Consider the following 12956-nt stretch of genomic DNA (forward strand, 5'->3'; position numbering starts at 1 on the left):
AGATGACCAATCTCGTCATCATCACGGGCACGAGCCGGGGACTGGGCAGGGCTCTTAAGCAGGAATTCGAACGGGTCGGGTGGCGCGTGGCGGAATTGAACCGGCCCGCGTTCGATCTATCCGCCGTCGATGTCGAAAAGCTCGATACCATATTCAAGTCGCTGCGTTCGGAACAGTTCGATCGTGCGGTGTTCGTCAACAATGCAGCGACCCAAGTCATAGGTGCAGCGGCTTCGTTTGGTGTGGCCGAAATTTTGCATGAAATTACCGTCAACGTGGCTTCCCCGATCATCGCGATCACGACCTTCCTGCGCCATTTCCCCGACGGCGAGATCGCCAACGTGACATCCGGAGCGGCGGCCAAGCCGATACCCCATTGGTCCCTCTACTGTGCTGCGAAGGCCGCGCTCGAAGGCTATGTCCGTGCCGTGGAGACGGAAGGGCGACGCGTGTTCAATCTGAATCCGGGTGTGGTCGACACGGACATGCAAGCACATATCCGCGGCTCCGAATTTCCCGGCGTGCAGGACTTCATCGCCTTGAAGAAGGACGGGAAATTGCGATCGTCGGAGGCTGTCGCGAGAACTCTTGTCTGGATGATTGATCGGGCCGGATGAGGCGGCCGACCCGCGGTCTCTGCAGGGAACCAATGCTGGCTCGCCTCATGCCGAAGAACGGGTGCGCTTGACCGGTTCTTCGCCGGTCGCGACGAGCGAGATCAATCAGGCTTGACGACGCACCGCAGCGACGTTTGATGCTTGCCAAATCTCGGGGAGGGGCAGAGCATCCGCGTTTGCCGACCCAATCACGGGCCGAGCTCCACACCAAGGAGGCGGCGAATGGGACAAGACGTCAGAAGTCCCCCGGTCAATAAAACATTGGGTCCACGGTGCATCGCGCTGGTGGGCCCTTTCCAAAGCGGTAAAACCACACTTCTCGAAGCAATTCTGGCGCGAACGGGCGCAATCCCGCGCGCGGGCAGCGTCGACGGCGGAACCTCCGTCGGCGACGCCACGCCGGAGGCCCGTCATCACAAGATGACCGTCGGGCTGACTGCCGCGACCACGAGTTTCATGGGCGACAGCTACACTTTCCTCGACTGTCCCGGTTCCGTCGAGTTTGCCCACGACATGCGCGCCGCGCTTCCCGCGGTCGACGCCGCAATCGTGGTCTGCGAGGCCGACGAGAAGAAGCTGCCGCAGCTTCAGATCATCCTGCGCGAGCTGGAGGAGCTGAAGGTCCCGCGTTTCCTGTTCCTGAACAAGATCGATCGCGCCAACAAGCGCATCCGCGAGACGCTCGCCATGCTGCAGCCTGCCTCGCGCGTGCCGCTGGTGCTGCGCCAGATCCCGATCTGGAAGGACGAGTTGATCGAGGGCTTCGTCGATCTCGCGCTGGAACGCGCCTTCATCTATCGCGAGCACAAGGCCTCCGAGGTGGTCGCGCTCGAAGGGGGCGATCTCGATCGCGAGAAGGAAGCCCGCTTCTCGATGCTGGAGAAGCTTGCCGATCACGACGATGCGCTGATGGAGCAGCTTCTCGAGGACATCCAGCCGCCGCGCGATGCCGTGTTCGACGATCTCGCCCGCGAATTGCGCGAAGGCTTGATCTGCCCGGTGCTGCTGGGCTCGGCTGCGCGCGAAAACGGCGTGCTGCGCCTGATGAAGGCGCTGCGCCACGAGGCGCCCGGCATCGCGGAGACGGCGAAGCGTCTCGGCGTTCCCGAGTCCAGGGACGCGCTCGGCTACGTCTTCAAGACACTGCATTCGCAGCATGGCGGAAAACTGTCGCTGACGCGCCTGCTTGCCGGCCATCTCGACGACGGAGCGACGCTGCAATCCGCCTCCGGGGGCCTGGGGCGTATCTCCGGCATCCTCGCCGTCAACGGCGCCTACGATACCAAGCGTGCCTCGGCCGAAGCCGGCGACACGGTGGCGCTGGCCAAGCTCGAGGCGATCAAGACCGGCGACACGGTGTCGAACGGCAAGACCCCGCCCGCGGCCTTGATCACGATCGAGCCGACGGCGCCGGTGCTCGCGATCTCGATCGCGGCCGTCGATCGCAAGGACGACGTCAAGCTCGGCCAGGCGATGACGCGGCTGCATGAGGAGGATCCGTCACTCGTCGTCGTGCAGAACGCCAAGACCCATGACACCGTGCTGTGGGGGCAGGGCGAGATGCACCTGCGCGTGGCCGGCGAGCGGCTGCGTGATCGCTTCGGCGTCAAGGTCACTTCGCATCCGCCGGGGATCGGCTACCAGGAAACCATCCGCAAGCCGATCACCCAGCGCGGGCGGCACAAGAAGCAGTCCGGGGGCCACGGTCAGTTCGGCGACGTCGTGCTCGACATCAGGCCGCTGCCGCGCGGCGACGGCTTCAGGTTCGGCGAGAAGGTCGTGGGCGGCGCGGTGCCGCGCAACTACATCCCGGCGGTGGAAGAAGGCGTGGTCGACGGATTGGCCCGCGGCCCGCTCGGCTTCCCCGTCACCGACGTGGAGGTGACGCTGACCGACGGCTCCTATCACAGCGTCGACTCCTCCGATCTCGCCTTCCGTACGGCCGCGCGGATCGGGCTCAACGAAGGCCTGCCGCAATGCCAGCCGGTCTTGCTGGAGCCGATCCACGTGGTCGAGATCGTCTGCCCGACCGACGCCACTGCCAAGATCAATGCGATCCTGTCGGCGCGGCGCGGCCAGATTCTCGGCTTCGACACCCGCGAGGGCTGGAGCGGCTGGGACTGCGTCCGCGCCATGATGCCCGAAGCCGAAATCGGGGAACTGATCGTCGAGCTGCGCTCGGCCACCGCCGGCGCCGGCAGCTTCACCCGCCAGTTCGACCACATGGCCGAGGTCACCGGCCGCGCCGCCGACCAGATCATCGCCGCGCATCAGCACGCGGCGTAAGACGTTAGGGAGTCTCAGCTCCCTCACACCCTCTCCCCCCTCTTCGCGGGGGGAGGGCGGGGTCAGGGGCTGTTTCCGCGGGCGCGGTAAGAGTTGGGCTCTCCGTTCTCCTCCCACCGTCATTGCGAGCGCAGCGAAGCAATCCAGAATCCCTCCGCGGAAAGACTCTGGACTGCTTCGCTGCGCTCGCAGTGACGCTGTGGATGCGGACCTGCCTCAGGCAGACGTGAGGATTCGCAGAACCTCTCCCCGCGGACGAACCGGGAGAGGTTAGCTCTTGTGTTCGATTCCTGTTGATGTATTTTACATCATTGTATATGTTTTAGATATCATTTATAGGGACTGATAAGTGAGGCCAAGGTGATCACGGCATTCCAGATGCGGGCAGCGCGCGCGCTGCTCGGCATTGACCAGAAAACCTTGGCCGAGCTCGCCGGCGTTTCGCTGCCGACCATCCAGCGGATGGAGGCCAGCACCGGCAATGTTCGTGGCGTGGTCGAAACCCTGATCAAGGTGGTCGAGGCGTTCGACCGGGCCGGCGTCGAGCTGATCGGCGAGCAGGCCCGCAGCGACGGCGGCGGGCGTGGCGTTCGCCTGAAGGAGCCGGGGCAGCCGCGCCGCGTCGGAGCATGATCGAGCGTTGATCGTGCCCGGGATCAGGATGGGCTAGCGCATCGTCGCACCTCGGCAACGAAGGGGCGCACGGTGCTTTGGAGCATTGTGGGCATGAGCATCACGACCGATCAGGCAAACCGGCTGCACCAGCTGCGTCAGCCGACCTTTGCCGAACTGTATTTGCCGAAACTCGTCACCGTCTGGCGCGAAGGCTATGGCATCGCGGATTTCCGTGCCGACGTCTTCGCCGGCCTGACGGTTGCGATCGTCGCGCTGCCGCTGTCGATGGCGATCGCGATCGCCTCGGGCGTGACGCCGGACCGCGGTCTCTATACCGCCGTCGTCGGCGGCTTCATCGCTTCCCTGCTCGGCGGCAGCCGCTTCCAGATCGGCGGACCGGCCGGCGCGTTCATCGTATTGGTCGCGGCGACCGCGGAGCGGCACGGCGTGGATGGCGTCATCCTCGCCACCATGATGGCGGGCCTGTTCCTGGTCGCCGCGGGCCTGCTACGGATCGGCACCTACATCAAGTTCATCCCCTATCCGGTGACGGTCGGCTTCACCGCCGGCATCGCCGTGATCATCTTCGCCAGTCAGCTCCGCGATCTCTCGGGCATCACGCTTGCAGGGAAAGAACCCAGCGAGTTCGTGCCAAAGCTCGTCGCGCTCGCCGGCGGCCTCAACACCATCAATCCGTCCGCCGTCGCTGTCGCCATCGTCAGCATCGCCATCATCGCCGGCTTGCGCCGCTGGCGGCCGTCCTGGCCCGGCATCCTGATCGCGGTCGTGTTTGCGGCGGTGGCGACTGCGGTGCTGTCGCTCCCGGTCGAGACCATCGGCTCGCGCTTCGGCGGTATTCCGCGCGAATTGCCGTCGCCGGCGCTGCCCGCGTTCTCGGTCGCGAAGGCGACCGCCGTGCTGCCGGATGCGATCGCGTTCGCGCTGCTGGCCGCCATCGAATCGCTGCTGTCGGCGGTGGTCGCGGACGGCATGACCGGCCGCCGTCACCGCTCCAATTGCGAGCTGGTGGCGCAGGGAGCCGCCAATGTCGGCTCGGCGCTGTTCGGCGGCATCTGCGTCACCGGCCTGATCGCACGCACCGCCACCAACATCCGCGCCGGCGCGCGCGGACCGCTCGCTGGTATGCTGCATTCGGTGTTCCTGCTGCTGTTCATGCTGATCGCGGCGCCGCTGGCGAGCTACATTCCGCTGGCCGCGCTCGCCTCCGTGCTGGTCGTGGTGGCTTGGACCATGGCGGAGAAGCACGAATTCGCCACGCTCCTGCGTTCGTCATGGGGCGATGCCGTGGTGCTGCTGGCGACCTTCCTGCTCACGGTCTTCCGCGATCTCACCGAGGGCATCCTGGTCGGCTTCGCGCTCGGCGCGGTGTTGTTCATCCACCGCATGGCGGAGATGACGGGCATCGAGGAACGCACGCCGCTGGTGGCGGCCGATCGCCCCGACGACGGCAATGGCGATCGCGTTCCCTACGATTCCGCCCTCGCGGTCGACCGCGACGTGCTGGTCTATCGCATCACCGGTGCGTTCTTCTTCGGCGCAGCCTCGGCGATCGGCGGCGTGCTCGATGGCATCGCCGACGAGCGCAAGGCCTTTGTGGTCGATTTCGCTGCGGTGCCGTTCCTGGATTCGACCGCGGCCAACGTGCTCGGCCGCGTCGCCGCCAAGGCGCACCGTCAGGGCATCAAGTTGTTCATCACGGGAGCCTCGCCCACGGTCCGCCGCGCGCTGCTCACCCATGGCGTGACGCCGCCGCGCGCGCGCTATCGCACGAGCCTCGAGCGCGCCATCGCCGACATCAAGAGCCGGGCCGCCGACGAGGCTGCCGCGAGCTGACGACGCTGCTATCGCGCCGGCCGATCTGACCGACCCTGCCGCGGCCGCGCGGGCCGGCGTCTTGACAGGGCCTGCGGGACGCGAAATGGATCGCCTCCCACACTTCCCGAGGGACGGATGACCCTGACCAAGGCTCCTGCAGCCTGTCTGATCGGATGGCCGGCCGCGCATTCGCGCTCGCCGCTGATCCATCATTACTGGCTGCGCACGCTCGGCATTGCAGGCGGCTACGTCATCGAGGCGGTGCCGCCCGAGAATCTGCGCGATTTCGTGCTGCGGCTGTCGCTCCGCGGCTTCGTCGGGGCCAACGTCACCATCCCGCACAAGGAAGCCGTGCTGGCGCTGTCGACGCCTGACGCCCGCGCAAAGGCGGTCGGCGCCGCGAACACGCTGTGGTTTGCTGACGGTGAGCTGCGTTCGACCAACACCGATGTCGAAGGTTTCCTCAACAATCTCGACGCCAGCGCGCCCGGCTGGGGCGCGTCCGAGGAGGCGCTGGTGCTGGGCGCCGGAGGCTCCGCGCGCGCGGTCGTGTTCGGCCTGCTGGAACGCGGCATCAAATGCGTGCATGTCGCCAATCGCACCGTCGCGCGGGCCGAGGCGTTGGCAACGCAGTTCGGGCCGAACGTGCGTCCGCTGCCGTGGGACGCGATCGACGACGTGCTGCCGCGCGTGAAACTTCTCGTGAACACGACCTCGCTCGGCATGCACGGCCAGCCTTCGCTCGATCTCGATGTCGCGCGTCTGCCGCAGGCGGCCGTCGTTGCCGACCTCGTCTATGTTCCCCTGGTAACGCCGCTGCTGGCCGCAGCAACGGCGCGCGGCCTGAAGACCGCCGACGGGCTCGGCATGCTGCTGCACCAGGCGGTGCGCGGTTTCGAGCTGTGGTTCGGCCGGCGGCCCGAGGTCACGGCCGAGCTACGCGCGCTGGTCGAGGCCGATCTCACAAAGACTTGAGTGGGGCGCGGCGAATAGCACACCATCTCCGGAGTTCTACCGTCGTGGGACAATCGGAGACCGTCATGTCTGTTCAACGTGCAACTTTCACGCGCCCCCTGATCGCCGTCGCGATGGTGGCCGTCTCGACTTACTGCGCCTTCGCGCAGAGGGCGCCGGTGCCGACGCGCGTGCGCGGCACCATCGAAAGCGTCAATGGCGACACCATGCAGGTCAAGTCGCGCAGCGGTGAAGACATCAAGCTCCATATCGCCTCCGACGTGAACGTGTCGGGGATCACCAGGATTTCACTCGCCGACATCAAGCCGGGTTCGTTCATCGGTGCGACCACCGTGCCGGGACCGGACGGCAGTCAGAACGCGGTCGAGGTTCACGTGTTTCCGGAGAGCATGCGCGGCACCGGCGAGGGCTCCCGGCCCTGGGACCTCAAGCCGAACTCCAGCATGACCAATGCGACCGTGGCCGAAAGCGTCGTCGGCAATGACGGCCACACGCTGCTGGTCAAGTACAAGGACGGCGAGAAGAAGGTGTTCGTCGCCGACAACACGCCGGTGGTGACCTTCGTGCCGAGCGACAAATCCGAGTTGAAGCCGGGTGCGAAGGTCATCGCCTTCATGAAGCAATTGCCCGACGGCTCGTTCGAGACCAACCGCGTCAGCGTCGGCCGCGACGGCCTGGCGCCGCCGATGTGAGGGGCGGAGCACGCAGCTACCGCCACAAATTCCCTCGTCGTCCCGGACAAGCGCACTCCAAGGCGCGCTCGTCCCGGATCTGCGCTCCGCTCCGGTCAACGCTGCGCGTTGTCAGGAGCTGCGCTTGTCCGGGACGACAGTGGTGATTGAGGCGGCTTTTTGCGCCTCGGTGCTCACATTGCAATGATATGATCGTCGATCTCGTCGATCCGGTTGACGCCGCACAGGCCCATGGTCGTGAGCAGCTCCTTCTGGATGATGTCGATCGCCTTGGCGACCCCGGCCTGGCCGCCGGCACCCAGGCCATAGGCATAGGCGCGGCCGATCATGCAGGATTTCGCGCCGAGCGCGAGCGCGCGCATCACGTCCTGGCCGGAGCGGATGCCACCGTCGAACATGATCTCCATCTTGTCACCGACGGTGTCGACGATCTCCGGCAGCACCTCGATCGAGGACGGTGCGCCGTCGAGCTGACGGCCGCCATGGTTGGAGACCACGATCGCCTGCGCGCCGGTCTTTGCGGCGAGTTCGGCGTCATCGACGTCGAGAATGCCCTTCAGGACCAGCTTGCCCGGCCAGATGGAACGGATCCAGTCGATGTCGTTCCAGTTCAGCGAGGTGTCGAACTGCGAGTTGATCCAGGTCGACAGCGAGGTGATGTCGTCACTGACCTTCAGATGACCGGCGAGATTGCCGAAGGTGCGGCGCTTGCCCTGGAGCACACCCGACACCCAGGCCGGCTTGGTGGCGAAATCGATCAGCTTCGACAGCGACCATTCGGGCGGCACCGTCATGCCGTTCTTGATGTCCTGGTGGCGCTGTCCGATCACCTGGAGGTCGACGGTCAGCACCAGCGCCGAGCATTTGGCCGCGATCGCGCGCTCGATCAGCGCCTTGATGAAGCCGCGGTCCTTCATCACGTAGAGCTGGAACCAGAACGGCTTCTCGACATTGGCGGCGATGTCCTCGATCGAGCAGATCGACATGGTCGATTGCGTGAACGGGATGCCGGCGGCCTGCGCGGCGCGGCAGGCGTGGATCTCGCCGTCGCCGTGCTGCATGCCGAGCAGGCCGACGGGCGCGAGCATCAGCGGCATGGTCGAGGGTTCGCCCAGGATCGTGGTCGAGGTGTCGCGCTTGGAGACGTCGACCAGGATGCGCTGGCGGAATTTGATCGCCTGCATGTCCTCGCGGTTGGCGCGCAGCGTTTCCTCCGCATAGGAGCCGCGGTCGCAATAATCGAAGAACGCCTTCGGCACGCGGCGCTGATGCAGCGCGCGAAGATCATCGATACAGGTGATGTGCTTCATGTCTTTTCCCCGGCCCGTCTTGCTTGGAAGTCTTGCATCGGAAGATTTCGGGGTCATCTAGCATGGTTGGATGCATAGCCAAATCGTTTGCAGGACGTTTTGCAGGAGGGCGCGATGACGAGGCCGCACGCTGGACCTTCGCCGGAAGAGATCAAGGAGAAGCACGATCTCGAGGAGGCGCTGGAAGAGGGATTGGAGGAGACCTTTCCGGGCTCGGATCCCGTCAATGTCACCCAGCCGGCGCCGAGCCGGGAGGATGGCCATGTGAAGCGCACCCGCTAGGGCAGGTTCCGCCTCGGCGCCGCGCTTCGGCCGGAAATATAGTGTTAACAAGATCTTACTGAGCCGGCGTCGCGCCCGGTTCCGTAATGATTCATCATATTTCTTGAAGCCAAGTTAGCCGCGATAGCATTATAAGACCCCAGCAAATCAGGGATGCGGGGCCCTTTCGGGCATCCCGTGGTTGTAGAGGGGATCCCCTGGTTGTTGCCTTTTGGGGGACGATATGAGCCGCAAATATTTCGGGACGGACGGGATTCGGGGCCGCGCCAACGGACTGATCACGCCGGAGCTCGCGCTCAAGGTCGGCCAGGCCGCAGGCCTTGCGTTTCAGCGCGGTGACCACCGCCACAGGGTCGTGATCGGCAAGGACACCCGCCTGTCCGGCTACATGATCGAATACGCGATGGTCGCGGGCTTCACCTCGGTCGGCATGGACGTGCTGCTGGTCGGCCCGATGCCGACGCCTGCGGTCGCGATGCTGACCAAGTCGATGCGCGCCGATCTCGGCGTGATGATCTCGGCCTCGCACAATCTGTTCGAGGACAACGGCATCAAGCTGTTCGGCCCGCAGGGCTTCAAGCTTTCCGACGACGTCGAGAAGCAGATCGAGCAGCTACTCGACGAATCTCTCGACAGGAGGCTGGCACAAAGCGCGAGCCTGGGCCGCGCCCGCCGCATCGACGGCGTGCACGACCGCTACATCGAATTCGCCAAGCGCACGCTGCCGCGCGATCTGTCGCTCGACGGCCTGCGCGTCGTGATCGATTGCGCCAACGGTGCCGCCTACAAGGTGGTGCCGGAGGCGCTGTGGGAGCTGGGCGCCGACGTGGTGCCGATCGGCGTCGAGCCTGACGGCTTCAACATCAACAAGGAATGCGGCTCGACCTCGCCGGAAGCGCTGTCGAAGAAGGTGCGCGAGATGCGCGCCGATATCGGCATCGCGCTGGACGGCGACGCCGATCGCGTCATCCTGGTCGACGAGCGCGGCCACATCGTCGACGGCGACCAGCTGCTCGCGGTGATCGCGCAGAGCTGGAAGGAGGACGGACGCCTGTCGCGCCCGGGCATCGTCGCCACCGTGATGTCCAATCTCGGCCTGGAGCGCTTCCTGAAAGGGCAGGGGCTCGATCTCGTGCGTACGCCGGTCGGCGATCGCTACGTGCTCGAGCAGATGCTGAACGGCGGCTACAATCTCGGCGGCGAGCAGTCCGGTCACATCATCCTCTCCGACTACGCCACCACGGGCGACGGTTTCGTGGCTGCCTTGCAGGTGCTGGCCGTGGTGCAGAAGCTGCGCCGGCCGGTCTCGGAGGTCTGCCACCGCTTCGACCCGCTGCCGCAGATCCTCAAGAACGTCCGTCACAAGGGCGGCAAGCCGCTCGACGATTCCGACGTCAAGTCGGCGATCTCCGACGGCGAGATGCGCCTCAACGGCCACGGCCGTCTGCTGATCCGTTCTTCCGGCACCGAGCCCGTGATCCGCGTCATGGGCGAGGGCGAGGACCGCATCCTGGTCGAGGACGTCGTCGACACCATCGTCCTGGCGCTGGGGCAAGCCGCGGCTTGATGTTTTTCCTACCCTCCCCCTCCAGGGGAGGGCGATCGCATATAAGCGATCTCGCCTGTGGCCATCCTTCGAGACGCCCGCCGTTGGCGGGCCCTCAGGATGAGGACCGAGGTCGTGGCGACCGTTTCAACGAGCACGGATGCTGTTTAGCCTCATCCTGAGGAGACCGCGCAGCGGTCGTCTCGAAGGACGAGGCGTGCGCACCGGCCGCCGCCACAAGTCATATGCGATCGCCCTGCCCTCCAGGGGAGGGTAAGCGACGGGAACACCCACGCATCCCAGCCATTTGTGATTGACGGTGGTTCGACCGCCGCTCGCATCGTAATCAGCAATTCGCGGCAATCTGTCGCGCCGGGATTGCTGCATTGAACAAGCCTGTCGTCGTCTCCGAGGAAACGCTGACCGAGCCCGTCGTCGTCAGCGACGTGTCGCCCGCCGCCGCCAAGGCGGCGGGGCCGGCTTACGTCGTGCTCGCCGGCATCAGCTTCTCGCACTTCCTCAACGACACCATGCAGTCGCTGATCGCCTCGGTCTATCCGATCCTGAAGGACACCTACGCGCTCGACTTCGCGCAGATCGGCATGATCACGCTGGCCTTCCAGTTCACGGCCTCGCTGCTCCAGCCGGTGGTCGGGCACTACACCGACAAGAAGGCACAGCCCTATTCGCTGGCGATCGGCATGGCCTCGACCTTCTTCGGCCTGCTGCTGCTCAGCGCCGCGCATCAGTATCTCGTCATCCTCGTCGCTGCCGCGCTGGTCGGCCTCGGCTCGGCCGTGTTTCACCCCGAGTCGGCGCGCATCGCGCGACTCGCATCCGGCGGTCGCTACGGTTTTGCGCAGTCGGTGTTCCAGCTCGGCGGCAGTTTCGGCACCTCGATGGGACCGGTGCTCGCCGCGCTGATCGTGGTGCCGTTTGGGCAGGGCAGCATCGCCTGGTTCTCCTCGATCGCGTTCCTCGCGATCCTCGTCCTCTGGCGCATCGGTCGCTGGTATGCGCCGCAGATCAAGGCGAAGACGACGGCCTCGGTTCAGGCCCATCCCGACGCGCCGAGCTCGCGCCGCGTCGCCGTTGCACTCCTCGTGCTCGTCGCGCTGTTGTTCTCCAAACAGCTCTACGTCTCGAGCCTGTCGAGCTATTACATCTTCTACCTGATTGATCGTTTCGGCGTGTCGACGCAGGCAGCCCAGATCTATCTCTTCATCTTCCTCGCCGCGAATGCCGTGGGTGCGTTTGTCGGCGGTCCCCTGGGCGACCGCTTCGGCCGCAAGATCGTGATCTGGATCTCGATCCTGGGCGCGCTGCCGTTCACGCTGGCGCTGCCCTACGCCGGGCTCGTTGCCAGCGCCGTGCTCAGCGTCGTCATCGGCCTGATTATCTCCTCGACGACCTCGTCGATCATCGTGTTCGCGCAGGAGCTGGTGCCGCACCGCTTCGGCATGATCTCCGGCGTGTTCTTCGGCGTCGCGTTCGGCATCGGCGGCCTCGGCGCGGCCGTGCTCGGCAAGCTCGCCGACCACACCTCGATCGAGTTCGTCTACCAGGTCTGCGCCTATCTGCCGGCGATCGGGCTGCTCGCGGTGTTCCTGCCCAAGCTGCCCCGGCACGTGCGTTAACGCATTACTATTCGCTGCGTTGCAGCTTCATACATCGTTAGGAAATGCGGCCCGCCCCGCGCTGCATTTTTGCAACGCTGCCGCCGCAGCGGCGTGTGCGGTGAGGAAAAATCAACCTTAAAAATTAGGGTTAAGTGGCGCTTAAACATTTGCTGCCATCGTCCGGGTCGTGAGTTTCCAGAACGTGGGGCGCCCGTCTTTGCCTCACCGGCCAAAAGGACGAAGCAATGCGTAGCGTTAAGTCTCTCCTTGCCGCGGGTGCGGCAACCCTGATCTCGTCGATGGCGTTCGCCGCCGATATGCCGATCGCGGCGCCCCCTCCCATGTACGCGCCGCCCGCCCCGCCCGCCGATTTCGGTGGCTGGTATCTGCGCGGCGACATCGGCATGACCAACCAGCGCGCCAAGAGCATCGACGCCTCCTTGCCGGCTGGGTATCAGAAGACGACGGAGGGGCTCGGCTTCGACTCGGCGCCGCTGTTCGGCCTCGGCGTCGGCTATCGCTTCAACAACTGGTTCCGCGCGGACGTGATCGGCCAGTATCGCGGCAAGGCCAACCTGCACGGTGCAGACAACGTCATCGGGCCCGGCTTCGTCGGCTCCGACAACTACAGTGGCAGCAAGTCCGAATGGGTCGTCATGGCCAATGCCTATGTCGATCTCGGCACCTGGTGGTGCATCACCCCGTTCATCGGCGCCGGTGTCGGCGGCTCGTACAACAAGATCAGCGGCTTCCGTGACGACGGCGTCGCATATCTCGCCGCGCTGACCCCGACCCCGAGCGCCAGCGTCGCCTATTTCGCCGACAACGGAAAGTGGAACTTCGCCTGGGCCGCCCATGCCGGTCTCGCCTACAAGGTCAATCCCGGCTTCACGGTCGAACTCGCCTACAGCTACATGAACCTCGGCGACGCCGCGCCCGGCAACTACCGCTTGTTCGACAACAGTGCCTCCGGCCCGACCTCGATCAAGGTCAAGGACATCACCTCGCACGACATCAAGCTCGGCGTGCGCTGGGATCTCAACAGCCCGCCGGCCTACATGCCGCCGCCGCTCGTCACCAAGGGCTGATCGTCAGCCTCATCGCTTAACGTCTCTTAACGGCGCGGGATCATCCCGCGCCGTTTTGCTTTGCGTATTTTTCACGGCTCGCAGTGACGA

General features: G+C 65.3%; 11 protein-coding genes. 10 read left to right on the forward strand and 1 reads right to left on the reverse strand.

Going from position 1 to position 12956, the window contains the following annotated elements; translation table 11 throughout:
- Positions 1–2 precede the first annotated feature (2 nt).
- The 6 genes from XH96_RS06595 to XH96_RS06620 all read left to right on the forward strand — a co-directional run bounded on the left by XH96_RS06595 (position 3) and on the right by XH96_RS06620 (position 7021).
- On the forward strand, positions 3–617 hold the full coding sequence (locus tag XH96_RS06595; RefSeq protein WP_194391578.1) for an SDR family NAD(P)-dependent oxidoreductase: 615 nt from the start codon (positions 3–5) through the stop codon (positions 615–617).
- Positions 618–839: 222 nt separating this feature from the next.
- The gene (locus XH96_RS06600) at positions 840–2903 is read left to right on the forward strand and encodes an elongation factor G (RefSeq protein WP_194391580.1); all 2064 of its coding nucleotides are present in this window, start codon (positions 840–842) and stop codon (positions 2901–2903) included.
- Positions 2904–3263: 360 nt separating this feature from the next.
- Positions 3264–3536, forward strand: a complete 273-nt coding sequence (locus XH96_RS06605) for a helix-turn-helix domain-containing protein (protein ID WP_131869233.1) — start codon at positions 3264–3266, stop codon at positions 3534–3536.
- Positions 3537–3629: 93 nt separating this feature from the next.
- Entirely contained in the window at positions 3630–5372 is a 1743-nt protein-coding gene (locus tag XH96_RS06610; RefSeq protein ID WP_194391582.1) for a SulP family inorganic anion transporter, read from the forward strand.
- Between the two features lie 117 nt (positions 5373–5489).
- A complete protein-coding gene (locus tag XH96_RS06615; RefSeq protein ID WP_194391583.1) occupies positions 5490–6329 on the forward strand; it encodes a shikimate dehydrogenase in 840 nt (279 codons plus the stop codon).
- Between the two features lie 65 nt (positions 6330–6394).
- Positions 6395–7021 carry a hypothetical protein gene (locus XH96_RS06620; protein WP_194391585.1) on the forward strand — a complete coding sequence of 209 codons (627 nt, stop codon included), beginning with the start codon at positions 6395–6397 and terminating at the stop codon, positions 7019–7021.
- Between the two features lie 173 nt (positions 7022–7194).
- Here XH96_RS06620 and XH96_RS06625 read toward each other — a convergent pair whose 3' ends face one another.
- Entirely contained in the window at positions 7195–8331 is a 1137-nt protein-coding gene (locus XH96_RS06625; RefSeq protein WP_194391587.1) for an alpha-hydroxy acid oxidase, read from the reverse strand.
- 114 nt (positions 8332–8445) lie between these two features.
- Here XH96_RS06625 and XH96_RS06630 point away from each other — a divergent pair, with 114 nt between their 5' ends.
- The 4 genes from XH96_RS06630 to XH96_RS06645 all read left to right on the forward strand — a co-directional run bounded on the left by XH96_RS06630 (position 8446) and on the right by XH96_RS06645 (position 12866).
- Complete coding sequence (locus XH96_RS06630; protein ID WP_165935878.1) at positions 8446–8613, forward strand: hypothetical protein; 168 nt, start codon at positions 8446–8448, stop codon at positions 8611–8613.
- 223 nt (positions 8614–8836) lie between these two features.
- A complete protein-coding gene (glmM, locus tag XH96_RS06635) occupies positions 8837–10180 on the forward strand; it encodes a phosphoglucosamine mutase (protein ID WP_061877473.1) in 1344 nt (447 codons plus the stop codon).
- A gap of 365 nt (positions 10181–10545) precedes the next feature.
- Positions 10546–11796: an MFS transporter gene (locus XH96_RS06640; RefSeq protein WP_194391589.1), complete on the forward strand. Its 1251-nt coding sequence runs from the start codon at positions 10546–10548 to the stop codon at positions 11794–11796.
- 227 nt (positions 11797–12023) lie between these two features.
- A complete protein-coding gene (locus XH96_RS06645; protein WP_194391590.1) occupies positions 12024–12866 on the forward strand; it encodes an outer membrane protein in 843 nt (280 codons plus the stop codon).
- The last annotated feature ends 90 nt before the right edge of the window (positions 12867–12956 follow it).

This window comes from Bradyrhizobium sp. CCBAU 51765 (assembly GCF_015291725.1).
GTDB classification, from domain to species: domain Bacteria; phylum Pseudomonadota; class Alphaproteobacteria; order Rhizobiales; family Xanthobacteraceae; genus Bradyrhizobium; species Bradyrhizobium liaoningense.

Coding starts and splice junctions, on each gene's coding strand:
- XH96_RS06595 (WP_194391578.1), top strand. CDS start 3: ATGACCAATCTCGTCATCATCACGGGCACGAGCCGGGGACTGGGCAGG.
- XH96_RS06600 (WP_194391580.1), top strand. CDS start 840: ATGGGACAAGACGTCAGAAGTCCCCCGGTCAATAAAACATTGGGTCCA.
- XH96_RS06610 (WP_194391582.1), top strand. CDS start 3,630: ATGAGCATCACGACCGATCAGGCAAACCGGCTGCACCAGCTGCGTCAG.
- XH96_RS06615 (WP_194391583.1), top strand. CDS start 5,490: ATGACCCTGACCAAGGCTCCTGCAGCCTGTCTGATCGGATGGCCGGCC.
- XH96_RS06620 (WP_194391585.1), top strand. CDS start 6,395: ATGTCTGTTCAACGTGCAACTTTCACGCGCCCCCTGATCGCCGTCGCG.
- XH96_RS06625 (WP_194391587.1), bottom strand. CDS start 8,331: ATGAAGCACATCACCTGTATCGATGATCTTCGCGCGCTGCATCAGCGC.
- XH96_RS06630 (WP_165935878.1), top strand. CDS start 8,446: ATGACGAGGCCGCACGCTGGACCTTCGCCGGAAGAGATCAAGGAGAAG.
- glmM (WP_061877473.1), top strand. CDS start 8,837: ATGAGCCGCAAATATTTCGGGACGGACGGGATTCGGGGCCGCGCCAAC.
- XH96_RS06645 (WP_194391590.1), top strand. CDS start 12,024: ATGCGTAGCGTTAAGTCTCTCCTTGCCGCGGGTGCGGCAACCCTGATC.